The organism is Mesorhizobium sp. C277A, from assembly GCF_040324395.1.
In the GTDB taxonomy this organism is placed as follows: domain Bacteria; phylum Pseudomonadota; class Alphaproteobacteria; order Rhizobiales; family Rhizobiaceae; genus Mesorhizobium.
Genome location: NZ_JAMYVW010000002.1, coordinates 3,611,960 through 3,631,030, shown reverse-complemented (window position 1 = coordinate 3,631,030; position 19,071 = coordinate 3,611,960). Strand labels below are relative to the sequence as shown.

20 protein-coding genes are annotated in these 19,071 nt (G+C 62.3%); 11 read left to right on the top strand and 9 right to left on the bottom strand.

The features are described from left to right. Positions 1-54: 54 nt before the first annotated feature. The 4 genes from NKK52_RS17985 to NKK52_RS17970 are packed head-to-tail and all read right to left on the bottom strand — an operon-like array spanning position 55 to position 3,531. Positions 55-618, bottom strand: coding sequence for a peroxidase-related enzyme (locus NKK52_RS17985; protein ID WP_023669869.1), 564 nt, complete (start codon positions 616-618; stop codon positions 55-57). Further along, the gene (locus NKK52_RS17980) at positions 615-1,097 is read right to left on the bottom strand and encodes a CMD domain-containing protein (protein ID WP_023669870.1); all 483 of its coding nucleotides are present in this window, start codon (positions 1,095-1,097) and stop codon (positions 615-617) included. Before NKK52_RS17980 ends, NKK52_RS17985 begins: the two co-directional genes overlap by 4 nt. Further along, positions 1,094-2,563 (bottom strand): NAD(P)-binding domain-containing protein, encoded by a 1,470-nt coding sequence (locus tag NKK52_RS17975; protein WP_023686266.1) that lies wholly within the window; start codon positions 2,561-2,563, stop codon positions 1,094-1,096. Before NKK52_RS17975 ends, NKK52_RS17980 begins: the two co-directional genes overlap by 4 nt. Beyond that, a complete protein-coding gene (locus NKK52_RS17970) occupies positions 2,560-3,531 on the bottom strand; it encodes a LysR family transcriptional regulator (protein WP_023669872.1) in 972 nt (323 codons plus the stop codon). The genes NKK52_RS17975 and NKK52_RS17970 overlap by 4 nt, the downstream gene beginning before the upstream one ends. Before the next feature lie 231 nt (positions 3,532-3,762). Between NKK52_RS17970 and NKK52_RS17965 the strand changes: the two genes are divergently transcribed. After that, positions 3,763-4,833, top strand: coding sequence for an NAD/NADP octopine/nopaline dehydrogenase family protein (locus tag NKK52_RS17965; RefSeq protein ID WP_031202372.1), 1,071 nt, complete (start codon positions 3,763-3,765; stop codon positions 4,831-4,833). A gap of 210 nt (positions 4,834-5,043) precedes the next feature. On the opposite strand, the gene NKK52_RS17960 is transcribed toward NKK52_RS17965, so the two are convergent. Genes NKK52_RS17960 through NKK52_RS17950 form a run of 3 tightly spaced genes read right to left on the bottom strand, consistent with a single transcriptional unit; the run spans position 5,044 to position 6,898 of the window. Next, positions 5,044-5,691 (bottom strand): hypothetical protein, encoded by a 648-nt coding sequence (locus tag NKK52_RS17960; protein WP_023683328.1) that lies wholly within the window; start codon positions 5,689-5,691, stop codon positions 5,044-5,046. Between the two features lie 34 nt (positions 5,692-5,725). Next, on the bottom strand, positions 5,726-6,460 hold the full coding sequence (locus tag NKK52_RS17955; protein WP_031202371.1) for a HupE/UreJ family protein: 735 nt from the start codon (positions 6,458-6,460) through the stop codon (positions 5,726-5,728). A gap of 48 nt (positions 6,461-6,508) precedes the next feature. Further along, positions 6,509-6,898, bottom strand: a complete 390-nt coding sequence (locus NKK52_RS17950; RefSeq protein ID WP_023683326.1) for a hypothetical protein — start codon at positions 6,896-6,898, stop codon at positions 6,509-6,511. 103 nt (positions 6,899-7,001) lie between these two features. Between NKK52_RS17950 and NKK52_RS17945 the strand changes: the two genes are divergently transcribed. The 9 genes from NKK52_RS17945 (at position 7,002) to NKK52_RS17905 (ending at position 16,031) form a co-directional block, all read left to right on the top strand. Next, the gene (locus NKK52_RS17945; RefSeq protein WP_023669876.1) at positions 7,002-7,283 is read left to right on the top strand and encodes a metal-sensing transcriptional repressor; all 282 of its coding nucleotides are present in this window, start codon (positions 7,002-7,004) and stop codon (positions 7,281-7,283) included. An 8-nt stretch (positions 7,284-7,291) separates the two neighbouring features. Beyond that, positions 7,292-8,632, top strand: a complete 1,341-nt coding sequence (locus tag NKK52_RS17940; protein WP_023683325.1) for a cation diffusion facilitator family transporter — start codon at positions 7,292-7,294, stop codon at positions 8,630-8,632. Positions 8,633-8,696: 64 nt separating this feature from the next. Next, positions 8,697-10,019: an MFS transporter gene (locus tag NKK52_RS17935; protein ID WP_023683324.1), complete on the top strand. Its 1,323-nt coding sequence runs from the start codon at positions 8,697-8,699 to the stop codon at positions 10,017-10,019. Positions 10,020-10,028: 9 nt separating this feature from the next. Then, a complete protein-coding gene (locus NKK52_RS17930) occupies positions 10,029-10,469 on the top strand; it encodes a YqaA family protein (RefSeq protein ID WP_023683323.1) in 441 nt (146 codons plus the stop codon). 130 nt (positions 10,470-10,599) lie between these two features. Next, a complete protein-coding gene (locus tag NKK52_RS17925; RefSeq protein ID WP_023683322.1) occupies positions 10,600-12,162 on the top strand; it encodes an ABC transporter substrate-binding protein in 1,563 nt (520 codons plus the stop codon). Between the two features lie 28 nt (positions 12,163-12,190). Beyond that, positions 12,191-13,132 (top strand): ABC transporter permease, encoded by a 942-nt coding sequence (locus NKK52_RS17920; protein WP_031204005.1) that lies wholly within the window; start codon positions 12,191-12,193, stop codon positions 13,130-13,132. 4 nt (positions 13,133-13,136) lie between these two features. Then, positions 13,137-14,048, top strand: a complete 912-nt coding sequence (locus tag NKK52_RS17915) for an ABC transporter permease (protein ID WP_023669882.1) — start codon at positions 13,137-13,139, stop codon at positions 14,046-14,048. Beyond that, complete coding sequence (locus NKK52_RS17910) at positions 14,045-15,055, top strand: ABC transporter ATP-binding protein (protein ID WP_023683319.1); 1,011 nt, start codon at positions 14,045-14,047, stop codon at positions 15,053-15,055. Before NKK52_RS17915 ends, NKK52_RS17910 begins: the two co-directional genes overlap by 4 nt. Next, positions 15,048-16,031 carry an oligopeptide/dipeptide ABC transporter ATP-binding protein gene (locus tag NKK52_RS17905; protein WP_023683318.1) on the top strand — a complete coding sequence of 328 codons (984 nt, stop codon included), beginning with the start codon at positions 15,048-15,050 and terminating at the stop codon, positions 16,029-16,031. Before NKK52_RS17910 ends, NKK52_RS17905 begins: the two co-directional genes overlap by 8 nt. Positions 16,032-16,065: 34 nt before the next feature. Here the strand turns inward: NKK52_RS17905 and NKK52_RS17900 are convergent, their stop codons facing one another. Beyond that, a complete protein-coding gene (locus tag NKK52_RS17900; RefSeq protein WP_023669885.1) occupies positions 16,066-16,536 on the bottom strand; it encodes a chromate resistance protein ChrB domain-containing protein in 471 nt (156 codons plus the stop codon). After that, positions 16,533-17,507 (bottom strand): Fe-Mn family superoxide dismutase, encoded by a 975-nt coding sequence (locus NKK52_RS17895; RefSeq protein ID WP_031204003.1) that lies wholly within the window; start codon positions 17,505-17,507, stop codon positions 16,533-16,535. Before NKK52_RS17895 ends, NKK52_RS17900 begins: the two co-directional genes overlap by 4 nt. A 571-nt stretch (positions 17,508-18,078) precedes the next feature. Between NKK52_RS17895 and NKK52_RS17890 the strand changes: the two genes are divergently transcribed. Further along, positions 18,079-19,056, top strand: coding sequence for a chromate resistance protein ChrB domain-containing protein (locus NKK52_RS17890; protein WP_023683316.1), 978 nt, complete (start codon positions 18,079-18,081; stop codon positions 19,054-19,056). Positions 19,057-19,071 lie beyond the last annotated feature (15 nt).

Sequence of the window (19,071 nt, the reverse complement as noted above, 5' to 3'; positions counted from 1 at the left end):
TGGTTGTCCCTTCGGAAAGTGTGAGACGGACTGCTTCGACCGCATGCGACATCATCACCCGCTCTCCGCATGGCCGAGAACGTGCATCAGCCGGTTTGCCCAGCCGAAGATCGATATGGCGTGGATCAGGTCGATAATCTCGCGGTCGTCCATGCCGACTGATCGAAGCGCGGCGATATCGTCTGCCGTTGCTTCCGACGGGGCCGCCGACAGGCGGCGGGCAAAACTGTAGATTGCCGCATCGCGTGGGCCGAGCGCTTCAGGTTTATCGAGATAGAGCGCGGTGACCACTTCGTCGTTCTTGGTCAGCTCTGCATGCCTGCGGGCGTGAACAACGGCGCAGAATTTGCAGCCATTGACGATGGACGCACCTAATGCACCAAGCTCGCGGTCAGGGCGGGCAAGCCCGCCTTCGACATACATGATGGCGTTGAACAAGATGGTGCGGGCAAGGTAGCTCTCAGGGTCATGCGCAAGGGTGCGCACATATTCCGAAACTTTCTTGGCTGATGGCGTGACCTTCATCGCTTCAAGCTGTTCCGGCGTGGCCTCGGATAGCTCGACCGGCGCTATGTACGGATGCCAATTCAATGGCTTCAGGCGCACCGCGGAAATCATGCCGTCCTCAACAATCGCAGGCCGGTTGCCACCCGCGTCTGGAAATTGACGAAGGCGATGAGCTCGGAAAGGGCGACGATCTGAGGATTGTTCAATCCAGCTTGGGCGAGCAGGGCGATGTGGCCCGCTTCCGCCTTTTTCGGTGTCAGCGTAATCAGGTCCACATGACGTGCGATGGTCGCCAATGGCTCTTCCAAATCCGTTTCCCCCTGGGCTAAGGCCAGAAGCTGCTCAGTCGGATCGAGCTGAGCCAGCTGCACATCAAATTCGGCCATCAGGACCGGATCGGCATTCAGAGCGGCCATGCGACGGGCCAGAGCAACCCGCAAATTAGGCGCAAGCCCTTGGTCGTTTGCTGGCTGCAGGACGGAGAGGCGACATTCCTCGGCCCCCAGCACGAATTCAGGCCGAAACCGACGCGCGCTGAAAAGCGCATCGTGCGGTGATAGACCGGCGGCCTTGTCCATTGCGTCGATCACAGCGCGGCCTCCTTCTCCAACAAGGGTGTTGAATCGACCCATTCGTCGCCCAGAAGTTCGGGCGTGTCGTAAGCGATCAGGTTGGCGAAGTGGGTTTCGACATCTTCGGCAAACAGCGATGCGGCAATGCCGCGGACCAAACGGTCGGCACCCGCGCTGACGGCTGGGATATCACCGGAGACCTTGCCGTGCGTCAGCATGGCGGCGTCGTTGAAGCAGTGGATATGCGACAGCATCGGGCAGGAGCCGGGGACGCGCTCACGAAACTCGAAGGCGGGACCTAGGTCCGGTGCGTCGGACATGCCTGCACGCGCCGGCCCCATGTCCGGTGTATATCGGCCATCCGACCAGGTGCGGATATGTGGCGCGATGGCTGCAAATTCCGGGCGGCCGTTGAAGTCGTTTGAAAAGCCGGTTGCCGCGATCAGGAAGTCGTAGCGCATCAGCCCCTGGGTGGTTTCGATAAGCAGGCCTCCCGCATCTTCCGTGACCGCGACGATGCCGCAGTCGAGAAAGAACCGGGCATTGGGGTGGCGAGAAACGCGAAGCGTCGATGAACGCGGCGGCGGCGTCTGGGTTGAGGCGGTGTAGTCGAAGAACTTCCACTTCCAGGCATCGGGCAATTGATGCATGCCGAGTACAACACCCGGACTGCCGATTCCGGTCAGCTTGTTGACGCGCGGCATTTCCTTGCGCCGGATCAACATGTCCACAGATCCGGCGCCCGCCTCGAGTGCGGTTGCGGCATTGTCCATGGACGAGGCACCGGCGCCGATGACCGCCACACGCTTACCTTGCAGCGCGTCGAAATCGATCTCGTCCGCAGAATGGGCCCAATAAGCGCGATCGATGCCCCTGAGGAAATCGGGCACGGCAAAACCGCCCAGACCAGAGCGGCCGGTGGCCAGAACGAGATGACGGGTGAGAACCCGGCCGGATTCCGCGCCTTCGATATCGATCGCAATCAGATCACCAACCGGTGCGACGCCGGTCATGCGCACGCCGTTGCGCACAGGCAGAGCAAGAACCTTGCGGTACCAGACCAGGTAATCCATCCACTGGCCCTTGGGGATTTTGTCCAGCGACCGCCAGGCGTCGACGCCCCATTGCGCCGTGAACCAGGCGCGGAACGTCAATTGCGGCAAGCCGAGCGACGGACCGTGCAGGGTCTTCGGCGACCGGAGTGTTTGCATGCGGGCAAACGTTATCCACGGTCCTTCGAGCCCAGCCGGCGCCGCATCATAGGCGACGACATTGGTGATCCCTGCCAGCACCAGCTTTGCCGTGGCAGCAAGTCCGCACATGCCAGCGCCAATGACCACGACATCACGGACCGGGGCGCCCTCATGCATGCGTGTGGGGACCCAGGGCTTGGCGGGCAGCTCGACAAAGTCGAGATCCTGCGCGAGCTGGGCTTCCAACGCGGCAAGGCCCGTCGATGCTGCCGGGGTGGGAGTATGCTTCATATTCCAGTTCCGTTATTTGTGCCCGACGCGGGATCGTTCACCAATTGGCTGGCCAAAGCTGGATCGAGCTTCTTGAAACCGACGATCGACCGTTCAGCCACCGCTTCGACCGCATCCATCAGCGCCTGCGCGACTGGGCGAAGGGGACGTTTTGAGGCAGCCACAACGCCCCAATAAAAGAGAACGGTTACATCGATCGGGCGAATGACGACCCCAGGCAGGGCGACGCCATAGGCCGTGAGGGGATCGATGACGGCCGCGACACCAGTATGGCGCACGATCTGCAACGCGCCGTAGGCAGTATTGGTCCGGATCACCGGGCCGGTGTCGATGCCCCGGGCAGCGAGTGCCTTGGCGACATGCAACTGAAACCGCAGCGGATTGAGCAACGTAGCCACGCGACGACCCGCAAAAGCCGAAAGCGGTATGACATCAAGTTCAGCCAGCGCATCGTCCTCCCGCACGGCAGCAACATCAGGCGCCGAATAGAGCCGTAGGACATCCAGACCGGGCGTATCGAGCGGCAGGCTTGAAAACCCGATCTCGGCACGTCCGCTGCGCACTTCCTGGGCGACGATCGAGGGAAGAAACTGCCCGAGATGCGTCTCGTGCGGAAGCTCGACACCCTTGAGCTCGGCCAGGGCCGCCGGGATCAAGCCGGTGCCGATCGCGGAGGTTGTGACAATCTGCAGGATCCGCCCACGGCCGGCGGCGATCATCTTGGCCCGCGCTGCAAGTTCGGTGAAAGACATCAACAATCGCCGCGCTTCCTCCTCGAATGCGACACCCTCTTCAGACAGCTGCACCCGTCGACCGATCCGATGCAGCAATTCGAAGCCAAGTTCGGCCTCGAGCTCCTGAATGGTGCGTGTCACCGAAGGTTGGGAACGCCCGAGCATGTCAGCCGCCTTGGTAATGCTGCCGCTGGCAGCAACCGCAAGGAAGGTCTGAAGGTCCCGGGTTTCCATGTTCTCCCTACATGCGTAATTCGTATGATTGACATCGTCTCATTCATTTTTGATATATGTCAAGCGGAAACTAATAGTCGTTGCGGCGTTTGCCGGCTCAGAGCCGGAGTCCTGATCGAAACGGCTGATGGCAACCGACGTGACTTCAATTCGGATCCTCCCGATGAAAAAACTTGTAGGCGGGGACGGCAAGGATTCTCGAACCATAAAGCCGGCGACAGGAGGAATGTTATGCGCGTGAGTATTCTGGGCGCTGGAGCAATTGCCTATGGCCTTGCGGCCTATTTGGCACAATCGGGACATACGCCAACACTTTGGTCACCGTCGGGAGACCGCACCAGAACGTTGGCGACTGGCGAATTATTGAAGGCGACGGGGGATATCGAGGCGACGGTGCCGGTGCGTATTGCCAATGATTGTAAAGATGCCATCGATCACGCGGATGTGGTGGTGATCGCGCTTCCCGCTTACGGCCACAAGATAGTGATGGATGCCGCCGTCCCTCACCTGGCAGATGGTATTCCTGTCATCGTCAGTTCGCACAGTTCGTTCGGCGCGCTGTATCTCTCCAAGCGGTTAGCCGAGCGCAAGGTCAGGTTGCCGATCGTCGTTTGGGGCACAACGCTCTTGACCGGCCGCCAGCTCGGACCAGCAGAAGTCCAGGTCACTTCCATTCGCCAGAAGCTTGATGTTGCGACGCTGCCTTTCGATGCGCTCGATCAAGGGTACAAGCTTTGCACGGCCTTGTTCGGCGATCGTTTCGTCAAGCGCGATGGTCTGCTGGCAATTGCGCTCAGCAACCTCAATCCGCAGAACCATCTGGGAATTGCCCTTCTCAATCTCACACGAATGGAGAAGGCCGAGCGATGGAGCCAGGGGGGAAATGTCACTCCTGCCGTTGGTCGCTTCATCGAGGCTCTGGATGCCGAACGATTGGCCATAGCTGGCAATTTCGGTATCGCGGTTCGTACCGTCCAGGAACATTTTTCATTGTCGTTCCACGTCCCCATGAGCACCGTTTCGGAAATGAACCTGGAGATGGATCGCCAAGGTCGTGGCGGCTTTGGCCCGACGACTATCGAGAGCCGCTATATTCTCGAGGACGTTCCGTTCGGCCTGTTACCAACCGCAGTCCTGGGGAAGATCAGCGGAAATCCGGCGGTTCTCCATGAATCCGGAATTTCCATATTGTCGGCGGCTTATGGCCGGGATCTCAAGGGAGATAATGATATTCTTCCTGGGCTCGGCATCGAGAAAATGACAAAGACGGATCTTGAAGCCCTTTGCCGCAAGGGGTTTTGAGCGCGCTCGCGGCCAATGCGGCGTGATTACGCTTTGGGGAAGCTAGCGCGACGCTCCTGTTACATCATTGCGAGCTGATTCTAACCAACGACATCCGAAGGGGACCAACACAGGTTGGATATTATCAAACTGTGTTGGTCCGAGTTGGCTATTTCACCTGCTTGATCTCCCCCGGCGCCAAACGGCGCCGGATAAGACGTGCCGTATCGATCACATCATGCGTTTGATGTCGGTGTACGCGCCATTCGTCTTCAGCGTCACGGTGACGTCGGCACCGGTGCGGTTGCGCCAGAACCAACCGTGATTGCCGTCAAAGGCTGCCTCAAGTACGCCCTCGTCCTCTGCAGCACCGCGTCCCTTCTCGTATGAGATGCTTTCGCCGCCGCCGTCACCATGGGTGTCGAAGTTCACCGCCGCGCCATTGGCTGTCCAAGAGTAGTTTGCCTTTGCGCCCTTGGCCATGACGAGCTTGATCTCAGCTCCTTCGCCGGGCTTGAGGGTGACCGACATTTCGTCCGTCCGCAGTTCCTGGGCAGAGGCGGAACCAATCACCAGTTCAGCGAAGACGCGCTCCAGAAGACTCGACTGCTGATCTTGGCCTGGCACTGCGGTCGGCGTGCCGTTTTGCAATTCGCGAAGGCGGTCTTGCTCGGCCTCTTCGGCGAGTTGTGTCTTGATCTCGCCCATCTCGGTGAGCTCGAGCGCTCGCCCAACGCCGGTGGGATCGATGGCGTATTCGGCCGGCAGCACGATGGTCACAAGGATGGCCGCTGCCGCGACAATGGCGATGAGGGTAGATCGGAGGAGCTGCATGGATGTCGGCAGTTCAGCGCGGGTCGGGATGTCTGTGTTGTACATGGGAGAATTCCTTTTTTGATCTTTACTTGGAGGTTCAGGAGACGACCCAGCCGGTGAGCTGATAGCCGATCAGCACAAACCCGGCGGTCATCATGATGGTGTTGGCGGTGTATGCGTGGCGCCAGAAACTGTCGGTCCGGCGCCAGTAGCCCATGACGATAAGGATAGCAGCGAGCGCGAGAAGCTGACCGACCTCAACGCCGACGTTGAAGGCAAGTAGGTTGGGCACGAGCCCGTCGGGCGAGATGTTGTATTCGATGATCTTCGTCGACAGGCCGAAGCCGTGGAAAAAGCCGAAGATCAGCGTCGCGATCTTGGTGTTCGGCTGGAAGCCGAGCCACCTCTGGAAGGCACCCATATTGTCGAGCGCCTTGTAGACGACCGACAGGCCGATGATCGCGTCGATGATGTAGCTGTTGATGCCAACGTTGAAATAGACGCCAAGCAGCATGGTCGTGGAATGGCCGAGCGCGAACAGGCTCACATAGATGCCAATGTGCTTCATCCGGTAGAGGAAGAAGATCACGCCGAACAGGAACAGGACGTGGTCGTATCCCGTCACCATGTGCTTGGCGCCGAGATAGATGAAGGGCAGCAGATTGATGCCCGTGATCTCCTGGATATAGCCCTTGTCGCCTTCGGCAACGGCATGGGCGAGGGCAGTCCCCCCAAGCAATGGGAGGGTCAGGAGAGCAATGAGCACAGGAAGGGCCAACCGCCAGCGCGCGCAAGGCGTGCGTGGCGGACCCTTGTAGAAGGATCCTTGCATGAGAATTCCAATCGTCGTCGTTGAGGATGGCCGCGCGTGCGGCCGCGATCATGCGATGACGATCTGCCTGGGAGGGCGCTCAAGCCGGAAACGGATTTCGAGGTCGGCAAACGAAGGCGGGTAAACCAGCCAGCTCCGGCCTATCGGCGGTGCTGGCTGCGCGAAGCCCGGAAGCGTGCTCGCCGTTTCATGGGTGTGGTCGGCCGGATTGTGGCCGTGGGTATGACCAAAGCTCTGCTCATCGGCTTCGCCATCGTCATGGCTGTGGCCGTGTTTTTCGATCTGTGCTGTCAGCTCTGCGTGACGCGCTGCCTCGGCGGCAGCGAGCGCAATCGGGCTATGCGAGGCCGAACTACCCACTGGGGAGAGCAGCACGCCGAGAGTCATCGCGAACGCGACGATGAGACGAAAGGCTGTGCTAGGGATCCAATTCGGCATGCTTAACGATTATTCTCTAAAATCTAACGAATGGTGGCATGCACCAGAATCGAGGCCACTTTGAGGCTTGGAATATCCTCTCTGGGGGGATAGCATCGAGGGCATGAATGAGCGTCCCCACGTCCACGAAACCCATCCTGCCATCATCAAGCGGCTGAAGCGCGCCGACGGCCATCTGCGCGGGATCGTCGAGATGATCGAGGCCGGGCGACCGTGCCTCGACATCGCCCAGCAACTTCATGCCGTGGAGAAGGCCATCGCCCAGGCCAAGAAGACGCTGATCCAGGACCACCTCAACCACTGCCTTGAGGACGTCGTCGGACCGCTGGCGCTCGAGCAGCGCCGCTCGATCGACGAGTTCAAGGATATCACCAAGTACCTGTGAGAAGCGCCATGATGGACAAAGTTCGCGATTGGTTCGGGTTCGGCCCGATGACGCAAGGCATGGGCGGCCACGGACATGATCACGGCGAGGGCGGCCATGGCCACACGCATGGCGTCATCGACCCGACGATCGCCACGACGACGCGCGGCATCTGGGCGATCAAATGGTCATTCGTCGTTCTGGCCATCACGGCGGCGCTGCAGTTGGTGGTCGTGTTCCTCTCCGGCAGCGTGGCGCTGCTGGCCGACACGATCCACAATGTCGGCGACGCGGTCACCGCCATCCCATTGTGGGTCGCCTTCATGCTGGCCCGTCGCAAACCGAGCAAGACGTTCACCTACGGGCTGGGCCGCGTCGAAGATCTGGCCGGCATTCTGATTGTCCTCATCATCTTGTTCAGCGCCATCGTTGCCGGCTACGAGGCGATCGACCGGTTGATCAATCCGCAGCCGATCGCATTTCTTGGCTGGGTCGCCATAGCCGGCATTATAGGTTTCTTAGGCAACGAGGCCGTTGCAGTGTTCCGTATCCGGGTCGGCCGCGAGATCAACAGCGCGGCGCTGATCGCCGACGGCTACCATGCGCGCACCGACGGCTTTACCAGTCTGGCGGTTGTGCTGGGTGCTATCGGCGTATGGCTAGGGTTTCCGCTGGCCGATCCGATCATCGGGCTCTTGATCACGGTGGCCATCTTCGCGATCGTCTGGCAGTCTTCGAAGGCAGTCCTCACGCGCATGCTCGACGGCGTCGAGCCCGGCATCGTCGATGAAATCCATCATGCCGCCGAGCATGTGTCCGGTGTCGAACGTGTCCAAAGCGTGCAGGCGCGCTGGATCGGCCATCGCCTGCATGCCGACGTCGCCATCAGTGTCGCCGACGCGGCGACGGCCAAGGACGTGATGGGCGTCACCGAAGCCCTCAAGGAGGAACTGTTCGCCCACTTGCCGGCGTTGGCTGAAGCGAATGTTCGTCTGGAGAGTTCGGCCGGGTCTGCCGCGACGGGCACGGAACCCTCTCACTCACATGGTCATCATGCGCCGGAGCCCTTCAAGGTCGACTGCGATCTGGCTGCCGGGACATTGGAAATCGTCGACACGCCGGCTGGCGAGCGGATGCGGCTGACCATCGACCGGCATGCCGACGATCTGATGGCAACGGTGATCATCGATAGGCCTGGCGGGCCGGAGACGCTTCGCCTCGAACCCGTCGCCGACAACCATCATCGCCTTGAGAGCACCGTGGCTCCTGCTGAGCCGCATGAGTTCCAGGCGAGGCTGGTCTTGACCGCGAAGGGTCGCGAGCAGGTGCTGCCGTTCAAAATGGTCGAGCCGGAAGGCCACCATCACTGAGATCAGGCCCGCCATTCAATCGCCACGGATCAACGACCCATCGCTCCTCCAAGAAGACAGACATATGCTGCAAGTCCTTGCCAATCGCACTTATCGCCATCTTTTCCTGGCCCAGGTCATCGCCCTGATTGGCACTGGCCTTGCCACCGTGGCGCTCGGGCTGCTGGCCTATGACCTTGCCGGCGCCGATGCCGGCACGGTGCTCGGCACGGCGCTTGCCATCAAGATGATCGCCTATGTCGGCGTGGCGCCCGTTTCCGCCGCGTTCGCCGAGCGCCTACCACGCCGTACCATGCTGGTTTCGCTCGACCTCATCAGGGCAGGGGTTGCCGTATTCCTGCCCTTCGTCACCGAAGTCTGGCAGATATATCTTCTCATCTTCATCCTGCAGTCGGCGTCAGCCGGCTTCACCCCGACCTTCCAGGCTTCGATCCCTGACGTGCTGCCCGAAGAGAAGGACTACACACGGGCCTTGTCGCTGTCGCGGCTTGCCTACGATCTGGAGAGCGTGGTCAGTCCGATACTGGCGGCGGCACTGCTTTCGGTCATCAGCTTCCATAGCCTGTTCGCAGGCACGGTCATCGGCTTCCTGGCGTCGGCCGCGCTGGTGGTGTCGGTGGTTCTGCCGAGCCCGAAACCCTCTGAGCCGCGCGGCATTTACGAGCGCACCACACGCGGCATCCGTAACTATCTGGCGACGCCGAGATTGCGCGGCCTGCTGGCGCTCAACCTCGCTGTCGCCGCCGCCAGTGCCATGGTGATCGTCAACACGGTCGTGCTGGTTCAGGCAAAATTCGGCCTTTCCCAGAGCGACACGGCATTTGCCCTTGCCGCCTTCGGTGGCGGCTCGATGATCGCGGCGCTGGTCCTGCCGCGGCTGCTGGACAGCATCCCGGATCGGGTTGCGATGTTGTCAGGCGCCGGCCTGCTGGTTGCCGGCGTGTTCGCAGGGCCGTTCGCCATCAGCTATCAGCTGCTCTTGCCGCTCTGGTTCGTGCTCGGGCTCGGCTATTCGCTGGCGCAGACCCCGTCTGGGCGGCTGATCAAGCGCTCGGCCGATCCCGTCGACCGGCCGGCATTGTTTGCCGCGCAATTCGCGCTTTCGCACGCCTGCTGGCTCATCACCTATCCGATCGCCGGACTCGTCGGCGCGGCGATGGGCCTGCCCTTCACCTTTATCCTGCTTGGCGTCATTGGCGCCGCGGCACTCTTTGCCGCGATGTGGTTGTGGCCGCGTCACGATCCCGACGTTCTCAGCCACGCCCATGACGATCTGTCTGACGGGCATTCGCACCTCGAGGACGCCGTCTGGACCGAAGCAGGCTTCGAGCATGCGCATGGTTATGTCGTTAACGATAGGCACCCAAAATGGCCGAAAGCGAGCTGAGCGGCCCCAATGCTGGGAGATGTTGGTGCCTTCGGCGCGCTGTTCCTCACCGCGTTCGCCGCAGCGACAATTCTGCCGCTGCAGTCAGAGGCGGTGCTGGCCGGCCTGCTGCTGACCGGAAGCCAGTCACCGGCGGCGCTGATCCTGGTCGCGACGATCGGCAACGTCCTTGGTTCGGTTGTCAACTGGCTGCTCGGCCGCTGCATCGACCGCTTTCGCGACCGCAAATGGTTTCCGGTCAAGCCCACTGCGCTCGATCGCGCCGCGGCGCGCTACCGCCGTTACGGACGATGGAGCCTGTTGCTGAGCTGGGTTCCCGTCATCGGCGATCCGCTGACGATGATGGCCGGTGTTCTGCGCGAGCCGCTCTGGAGCTTCGTTGCGATCGTCACGATGGCGAAAGCCGGCCGCTATCTCGCGCTCTCAGCGGCGGTGCTGAACTGGCTGTAGGCCGCAACCGCGACCAAGTGGGTCGCTGGGGTAAAACTCTCAAACGGTTTTCCGACTTTATGTCTTATGTCTATACAAATTAGCAAGCGTGCACATGATCGTTGCCAATCAAACAAAAAGGGGAACTAACATGATGACTCTCGACCGCCGCAATTTCCTGGCCTCCACAGCCGGCCTGGCCTTCATTGCCGCGTTTCCGCGCGCCGCGTACTCGGAGGGGCATGAAACGTTGAAGGTCGCCATTGCCGCCGAAACCGGCGATCTCGACCTGCTGCAAAACGTCTCCACGCTGAGTTCCTACACGGTCGTGTTCGACGCCCTCATACACTATGGCCAGGACGGCGCGCTCGAGCCCGGGCTCGCCACCAAGTGGGCTGTCGCCGACGACCAGCTTTCGATCGCCTTCGACCTGCGCGAAGGTGTTGCCTTCAGTGACGGCACGCCCTTCGATTCGACCGCCGCCGAATGGAATCTCAAACGCTGGCTGGGCGTCGCGGATTTCTCATGGATCGGTGTGTCCGACGGATTCGACAGCATCGTCACCGATGGACCCAGCAAGTTGACGATCAAGCTGAAGCGTCCGGTGCCCGCCGCCTTGCTGGAGCTCACCATCGTGCGTCCGGTGCGCTTCCTGTCGCCGAAGGCTGTCGACGCCGGCGGCAAGCAGACCGCTCCGGTCGGCACCGGACCGTGGATCGTCGAAAGCTACGATTCCTCCGGCACCGTGCTGGTGCGCAACGACAAATACTGGGGCGAGAAGCCACTGTTTGCTCGCATGGAGCTGAAGGTGGTTCCCGACGAACTCGCCCGCGCCAACGCCCTGCGTTCCGGCGACCTCGACGTGATCGGCGGCGACTGGGTGGCGACGCTGTCGCCACGCCGCGCCCGCGCGCTTGAAAAGGACGGTATGAAAGTGGTGGCCGAGGCCGGCACCGCAACCATGCTGCTCGGTTATTCGCCGAAGGCCAAGATGATGGCCGACAAGGCCGTGCGCGAGGCCATCTATGTCTCGGTCGACCGCGCCGCGATCGCCAAGGTGTTGTTCGAAGGCTACGCAGATCCGGCGGCGGATCTCTTCCCGGCCAACGTGCCTTCGTCGGGCAAGCGGCATGACGTGCCGGTACGCGACGTCGCCGCGGCCAGGAAAATCCTTGCCGATGGCGGTTGGAGCGAAAGCGGAGGCGCCTGGAGCAAGGAGGGCGCGCCGCTGGCGATCGATTTCCTCGTATCGGAGGAATCGCTGCCGGGTTCGCGCCGCATCGCCGAGATGATCCAGGGTCAGCTGTCCGAGGTCGGCTTCCAGGTTCAGGTCTCGTCAGTCGACAACGCCACCATGCACGACCGTCGCCCGGCGTTCGAATATGATCTTGCCTTCTTCACCACCTATGGCGCGCCCTATGATCCGCACGGCACGCTCGGCAACGCGTTCGTATCCACCGCCGACAGCGGGCCGGACGGCAAGATCTATGTTTCCCCGGAGCTTGATGGCGTGGTCAAGGCCGCGCTCGAAGCGAGCGGCGACGAACGCGAAGCCAAGATGCAGGCGCTCTACGATTGGCTGCACGACAACCGGGCGATCTGCCCGCTCGTTGTCAGCCAGCGGCTGTGGGCGCACAATCCTCGCGTCGAGAACTTCGCGCTTCCCGCGACGGACTACGACCTGCCGTTCAAGGCGATCACGCTGAAGGCCTGAACGCCTCGAACCTCCTGGGGGAGTTCCGATGAGACGCACGATTCTGCGAAGGATGTTGCTTGCCTGTCTGCTTGTCGTGGCGGCATCGGCATTGACCTTTACCCTGGTTGCCGGGGCGCCGGGCAACGTCGCCGCGCTCATGGCCGAGCGTGCGGCAGGCCCGGGCGCGGATGCCGAAATGATCAAGAAGATCGGCGAGGACCTCGGGCTCTATGATCCGCTGCCGGTCCGCTACGGCCGATGGCTTTTCAGCGCTATCACCGGCGATCTCGGCGTCTCGCTGCGCACCGGCAAGCCGATCGCGCAGGAATTCGCCGCCAGAATCCCGATGACGGCGGCGCTGCTTGCGGGCGGCGGCATTCTCGCCTTTTTCCTGTCGCTGGCGCTCGGCGTTGCCGGTGCGGTCAGCAATGGTGGCGCGTTGGACCGGTTCCTCCACGCCTTCTCGCTGGTCGGCGCCTCGACGCCGAACTTCTTCGTGGCGGCGCTGCTGGTCATCGTCTTTTCGGTGATGCTGGGCTGGCTGCCCACCTTCGGCGTCAGCGGCTTCACCTCGTGGCTCTTGCCGTGGGTGACAATCGCCCTGTTTCCGGCATCGGTGCTGAGCCGCGTCGTCCGCGTCAACCTCCAGGAGGCCATGTCGCGACCCTTCGCCACGACGGGGTTCGCGAAGGGCTACACGAGGACACAGGTGCTGATGCGCGAGGCTCTGCCCAACATCGCCATCCCGTTCCTGACCACCTTCGGCGCCCAGTTCACGCTGATGATCATCGGTTCGATCGTGGTTGAAACGGTGTTTGCGCTGCGCGGCGTCGGCGCCTTCTTTATCGATGCAATCCGTTTCCGCGACTTCGTCGGCATGCAGTCGGTTCTGTTGCTGTTCGTGGTGTTCTTCGTTGTCGTCAACCTGATGGTTGACGTGATCTGCATGTTTGTCGACCCGCGCATGCGTAGGGCGAGAGGAGCTTGATCCGATGAACACGTCCTTGTTCAGGAGCATGAAGGACTGGCCCTGGCTGGTGCTGCTGCCAGTCGTCTTCTTTGTCGCGGTCGGTGTGCTCGGTCCCTCGATCATGCCTTACGATCCCGGCGCGCAAGACTACGACGTCACGCTTGCGGGACCGAGCTGGGCTCACTGGCTGGGCACCGACTATCTCGGCCGCGATATTCTGAGCCGCATCATCGGCGGCGCCCGCATATCGCTGGTGGCGATGGTGATCGTGCTGGTGGCCGCACTTGCCATCGGCGTCAGCATCGGTTCGTTCGCCGGTTATGTCGGCGGGCGCGTCGAGCTGGTGTTGATCAGCCTCATCGACATCGCGCTGGCGCTGCCAAGCCTGGTGATCGCGCTGGCGCTGATCGGCATTCTCGGCACCGGCTACTGGTCGATGATCACGGCGCTGACGCTGGCGTGGTGGGCGAACTATGCCCGCATGAGCCGCGCAGTGGTCACCGCCGAATTGCAACAGCCCTATATCGAAGCGGCAAGGGTGATGGGCGCCAGCCATCTGTGGATCTTTGTGCGCCATATCCTGCCGCATGTCCTGGCCCTCGTCGTGGTCTATGCCAGCGCCGATGCTGGCGCCCTTGTCCTGGCCATCGCGACGCTGAGCTTCCTCGGCCTGGGCGTCGCGCCGCCGGCGCCGGAATGGGGCCAGATGCTGGTCGACGGCATGAGCTACATTGAGGAATACCCGAGGCTGGTCGTCCTTCCGGGCCTTGCGCTCACTTTGGTGGTGGTCAGCTTCAATCTGCTGGGCGAGACCTTCGCGTTGCAAAAGGTGCCGAGGCCGGTGCGCGGCGGTTTGCTGCGCAAGCGTCGCAAGGCGCGCGCCGTTGAGGAAGCGGAGCGGAACGCCGTCGAAACGGGAACAGCCGCGCCATGAGCGACGAGCCGATCTACTCCATAGAAAACATGGTCATTGATCTCTACGCCACGACCGTTTCCGTGCGCGCGGTCGATGGGGTGTCGTTCAACGTCCGTCCCGGCGAGACAGTCGCCGTCGTCGGCGAGAGCGGTTCGGGCAAGACCGTCATGACGCTTGGGCCGCTCGGCCTGCTGCCCGAGGGCGTCACCGTCGACATCAAGGGATCGGCCCGAGCCGAAGCGAGCGAACTGGTCGGAATGGAGTCCAGGCGCTTGTCTGACCTTCGCGGCCGCTATTTCGGCGTCATTTTCCAGGACCCGATGAGCGCGCTGAACCCGATGCTGAAGATCGGACCGCAACTGGCGCGCCAGGCGCGCCGCTTTGCCAATCTCTCGCATGCGGATGCCCGCAAGGAAGCGGTCTCGCTGCTCGCCCGCACCGGCATCCCTGACCCGGAAGACCGCTACGATCGCTATCCGCATGAAATGTCTGGCGGCATGCTGCAGCGCGCCATGATCGCACTGGCCCTGGCAAGCCGGCCGCGCGTGCTGATCGCCGACGAGCCGACCACTGCGCTGGACGCCACGGTGCAGGCGCAGATCCTGGAGCTCATCCGCCAGATCCAGCGCGAGGAAGGCATCGCGGTCGTGCTGATCACGCACGACATCGGCGTCGTCGCCTCGGTCGCGGACCGGGTCATGGTGCTCTATGCCGGGCAGGTGGCGGAGGAGGGGACCGCGATGGATGTGCTGACGCGGCCGACGCATCCCTATACACGCGGGCTGCTTGCCTCTGTACCGGATTTCCGCGCCGACGAACGCGCCGCGACCAAGGAAATACCAGGTTTGCCGCCGAACCAGATCAGGCTGGAGCCGGGCTGCCGTTTCGCCGCCCGCTGCGAACTGGTTGAGCCCGAATGCCGCGTGCATCGGCCGCCGCTCCAGACGATCTCGACGGGCGGGACGCCGCACAAGGTGGGATGCCCGGTGGTGCTGAGGCGGGAAGGGATAGCAGTCCATGGCTGACATTGCGGCGATTGAGGTCAAGGGCCTGAAGGTCCATTTCGCCAACCGCTCCGGCACAGGCGCCGTGCGGGCGGTCGACGGCATCGACCTGACCATTCCGCGTGGTGCCTTCCATGGCATCGTTGGCGAATCCGGTTGTGGCAAGACCACGCTGGCTCGCAGCGTCGTCGGCCTGCAGAAGGAGACTGAGGGTACGGTGCTGATCTCGGGGCGGGATCGCGCCCAGTGGCTGAAGTCGGACCGCAAATCGTTCAGCCGCGAGGTCCAGTTCGTCTTCCAGGATCCGCTGGGCTCGATGAGCCGTCGCCAGACCGTCTACCAGACGCTGGAAGAGCCGCTGCAGATCCATCGCCTCGGATCTCCGGCCGACCGCCGGCGCCGTATCGGCGAGCTGCTGGATCTGGTGGCGCTGCCAGCGACCGTGCTCGACCGCCTGCCGCGTTCGCTTTCCGGCGGCCAGCGCCAGCGCGTTTCGATCGCTCGCGCGCTTGCGCTGAAGCCATCGATCCTGGTTTGCGACGAACCGCTCAGCGCGCTTGACGTTTCGATCCGGGCGCAGATCGTCAACCTGTTCACATCATTGCAGATACAGCTTGGCCTTACCATCGTCATCGTTGCGCATGACCTGGCGATCGTGCGCGAGGTCTGCTCAAACGTGACGGTGATGTATCTTGGCCGCATCGCGGAAGCCGGCGTGACGCGGCCGCTGTTTCGCGAGCCGGCCCATCCCTACAGCCAGGCACTGCTTTCGGCGGTTCCTTCGCCGGATCCTCGTATCGAGGCCGGCCGTCGCCGAATCATCCTCGCGGGCGACCCTCCAAGCCCCAGCGCGCCGCCACCGGGATGCCGCTTCAACACCCGCTGTCCTGTGGCGATCGATGTCTGCCGGACCGAGGAGCCGATGTTGCGCTCGGTGCCGCATGGCGGGGTCGCGGCCTGCCACCTGGCCGACGGCGAGCGGCGGCCGGTGATTTGAGTGCCGACTTGATCTGCCCTCGTTGCCCGCTACTTCAGGCCGCCGCCGGCTTCGTGACGGGTGGCCAGCTATGGGTCTCCGCCTTGCGTCGTGAGGCCCAGGCATAAAGCGCATCGTAAATGACGAAGCCGTGCTTCAGGATCTCGTGGTCGTCGGGCGTCACGTCCCGCAGCCCCATGGAGATCGCGAGCAGTCCTGCAGACTGTGGCGTGAGATCGTGCCGATCCGTGTCGGCGCCGCGCACGATCGCGGCAATGGTCACGATCGCCGGGTCGCGATCGAGGCCGAATTTCGAGACGAAGGTGTCGAAGCTGCAACCGTCGCCGACATGGGTGAATTCGACGCCGGGCACGTCGTAGGGTGTCGCGCCCGCTTCCTGGGCAACACGGATCACCTGATCAGGTGCCGCGAACAGGAAATCAGGTTCCTTGTCGATGAAGCGTGCAATCAGCCAGGGGCAGGCGATGCGGTCGATGACCGGGCGTTCACGGGTAACCCATTTCATGACGCAATCCTTTCTTCGCTCATCACCAGAGGGACGGTTGGCGCGCCGATGGCGTGCCAGGCGGCGATGCCGCCTGAGAGCGCCGTTGCATCGACGCCGCGGCGACGCAGTTCGGCGACTGCGTCGCCGCTGACCTGGAAGCCGTAGACGCAATAGACGATGACAGGCCTGTCCCTCGGCAGTTCATCGGCCCAATCGGCAATGGTCTCGGGAGCGCGGAGCTTGGCGCCCGGCAGCATATCGCTGCGTTTTGCCAGATCGTCGGCCAGGCAGACGTCGAGCAAGACCAGATCTTCGCCCTGGTCGAGTCGGGCCCGCAGTTCCTCTGGCGCAACAGTTGGAACCTTATTGTCCGATGCAGGTCCTGTTGAAGGATCGCGCTGCGCGACAGCCCGCCGGTGGCGGGCGGCGACCCGCTCCCAATGGATGTTCTTCATGAACGCGTCGACATAGGCGCCAGCCTTGGCGCCAAAATCGAGGTGGTAGGCATGTTCGTACATGTCGAGCGCGAGGATCGGCATGCCGCCGGCGAGACAATTGGTGTGATCCGCCGCCCATTGAATCGTCAGCCGATCGCGGCGCTCCGACCAGGTCAGCAGCGTCCATCCCGAGCCTCCGGCCTGCGCCTTAGCACAAGCCATGAACTTGGCGCGCCATGCCGCCACGCTGCCGAAGTCGCGCTCCAGTGCTGCGGCAAGATCGCCTCCGGCATCGCCGGAACCACCGAGCCCATCGAAATAGATCTCGTGCAGGATCGCCGAATTTGCCGCGACCAGCTCTTCGCGCTTCAACCCGTTGATGTCGAAGACGGGTGCTGCGCCCCAGTCGAGTTCATCGAGCCGCTGTTCGATAGCGTTGAGGCGGCGAACCGCACCGCCGTAATTGTTTTCATAATGGCTGGCCAGCAGGCGTTCGGACAGTCCGACGAGCCTGGGCGGCTTGAACGGCAGCGGCATGATCTGGTGCGGCATTGGATTTCCTCGCTCGGCGGCACGGCCCATCCGTGAGCAGGCGCACGTTATGCCCAAACGAGAAATGATACAAGTGTTGCATCTTGCTCAGGCGTTTGATACGGGTCACTTATGGGCGAGAGGGAATCGATCCCAGCTGCGCCGGGTATTCCACCAAGGACGAGGAGCGAACCATCTGCGGCTGAACCGCAGTCCTCAGGGGCGGCACGCCTTGGGTGGTTGTCACCACCGATGTCGCTTCCGAAAGGCCCGCGGTCACCTCGACGCGACCGTTGTCGGTGACACCAGCCTTGATGGCGAGGCGTGTGATGAGATTGTCCGTGACTGTGTACACGAAGGTGCCGTCGCCATTACTTCCGGGGCCTCCATTCCTGCCGGACGACGTTCGAGGGGCGCCACATGAGCTTTCTTTCATCGCCCGGAAGTGCGCTGGGGCGGTTCGACAACCGACGATGAGCTTCGCCCGCATTGAAGTATGGTGTCTCTGCGGATCTTGCGGCCATTTAGTATGGTTTGCGCACGGCCATGATACAAGTGTTGCATCTAATTCAGTCCATGATACGGTTCACTTATGAGTGAGGGGCAATCGCAGGAGCAGCGCTGGCTGCTCCTGATCTATCAGCTGCCAAGCAAGCCCGCCTATTTCCGGGTGAAGATCTGGCGACGGTTGCAAGGCATCGGCGCGGTCGCAGTCAAAAGCACCGTTTACGCCCTGCCGGCCAATACCGAGATGCAGGAGGATTTCGAATGGCTTCTGAAGGAGATCGTCGCCGGCGGCGGCGAGGCCATGATTTGCGAGGCGCGCCTTGTCGACGGTCTGTCGGACGCGCAGGTGCGGGCGATGTTCGACGCGGCCCGTGATGCCGACTATGCGGAGATCGCTGGGGAAGCGCGCGAGCTGGCTGCAGCGATTGGGGCCGACGCGACATCGGAAAAACATGCAGAAGCGCGTCCGCAACTTGGTCGCTTGCGCAAGCGGCTCACTGAAGTGGTGATGATCGACTTTTTTGGTGCCAGCGGTCGCCTCACGATCGAGGGACTGATCGCCGAACTTGAAACACAGCTTACAGAGGACAAGGCCATGACCAAGGAACCGAAGAAGGCCGCCGAGCCGAGCGAGCTCAAGGGCCGAATCTGGGTCACGCGCCGGGACGTGCATGTCGACCGCATCGCCTGCAGTTGGCTGATCCGCCGGTTCATCGATGCTGACGCGATCATCCGCTTCGTAGCGGGCAAGGGATACGTGCCAAAGGAGGGGGAATTGCGCTTCGACATGTTCGAAGGCGAAATCACCCATGAGGGCGATCGCTGCAGCTTCGAAGTTCTGCTTACCCGCGCCGGCATCAATGATCCGGCACTCCAGGCCATCGCCGAGATCGTCCATGACATCGACCTCAAGGACAACAAGTTCGGTCGCGAGGAGGCGACTGGGATTGCCAGTCTGATTGCAGGCATTGCCATGGCGAACGAGAGCGACGAACAGCGGATCGCGCAGGGCGCTCCTGTCTTCGACAACCTCTATCAGTATTTCCGCAAGAAACGCGGATGACCGCAGGGACTCAAA

Coding starts and splice junctions, on each gene's coding strand:
- NKK52_RS17915 (WP_023669882.1), top strand. CDS start 13,137: ATGAACACGTCCTTGTTCAGGAGCATGAAGGACTGGCCCTGGCTGGTG.
- NKK52_RS17940 (WP_023683325.1), top strand. CDS start 7,292: ATGATGGACAAAGTTCGCGATTGGTTCGGGTTCGGCCCGATGACGCAA.
- NKK52_RS17965 (WP_031202372.1), top strand. CDS start 3,763: ATGCGCGTGAGTATTCTGGGCGCTGGAGCAATTGCCTATGGCCTTGCG.
- NKK52_RS17960 (WP_023683328.1), bottom strand. CDS start 5,691: ATGTACAACACAGACATCCCGACCCGCGCTGAACTGCCGACATCCATG.
- NKK52_RS17975 (WP_023686266.1), bottom strand. CDS start 2,563: ATGAAGCATACTCCCACCCCGGCAGCATCGACGGGCCTTGCCGCGTTG.
- NKK52_RS17930 (WP_023683323.1), top strand. CDS start 10,029: ATGCTGGGAGATGTTGGTGCCTTCGGCGCGCTGTTCCTCACCGCGTTC.
- NKK52_RS17920 (WP_031204005.1), top strand. CDS start 12,191: ATGAGACGCACGATTCTGCGAAGGATGTTGCTTGCCTGTCTGCTTGTC.
- NKK52_RS17985 (WP_023669869.1), bottom strand. CDS start 618: ATGATTTCCGCGGTGCGCCTGAAGCCATTGAATTGGCATCCGTACATA.
- NKK52_RS17945 (WP_023669876.1), top strand. CDS start 7,002: ATGAATGAGCGTCCCCACGTCCACGAAACCCATCCTGCCATCATCAAG.
- NKK52_RS17935 (WP_023683324.1), top strand. CDS start 8,697: ATGCTGCAAGTCCTTGCCAATCGCACTTATCGCCATCTTTTCCTGGCC.
- NKK52_RS17895 (WP_031204003.1), bottom strand. CDS start 17,507: ATGCCGCACCAGATCATGCCGCTGCCGTTCAAGCCGCCCAGGCTCGTC.
- NKK52_RS17955 (WP_031202371.1), bottom strand. CDS start 6,460: ATGCAAGGATCCTTCTACAAGGGTCCGCCACGCACGCCTTGCGCGCGC.
- NKK52_RS17925 (WP_023683322.1), top strand. CDS start 10,600: ATGATGACTCTCGACCGCCGCAATTTCCTGGCCTCCACAGCCGGCCTG.
- NKK52_RS17905 (WP_023683318.1), top strand. CDS start 15,048: ATGGCTGACATTGCGGCGATTGAGGTCAAGGGCCTGAAGGTCCATTTC.
- NKK52_RS17970 (WP_023669872.1), bottom strand. CDS start 3,531: ATGGAAACCCGGGACCTTCAGACCTTCCTTGCGGTTGCTGCCAGCGGC.
- NKK52_RS17950 (WP_023683326.1), bottom strand. CDS start 6,898: ATGCCGAATTGGATCCCTAGCACAGCCTTTCGTCTCATCGTCGCGTTC.
- NKK52_RS17890 (WP_023683316.1), top strand. CDS start 18,079: ATGAGTGAGGGGCAATCGCAGGAGCAGCGCTGGCTGCTCCTGATCTAT.
- NKK52_RS17910 (WP_023683319.1), top strand. CDS start 14,045: ATGAGCGACGAGCCGATCTACTCCATAGAAAACATGGTCATTGATCTC.
- NKK52_RS17900 (WP_023669885.1), bottom strand. CDS start 16,536: ATGAAATGGGTTACCCGTGAACGCCCGGTCATCGACCGCATCGCCTGC.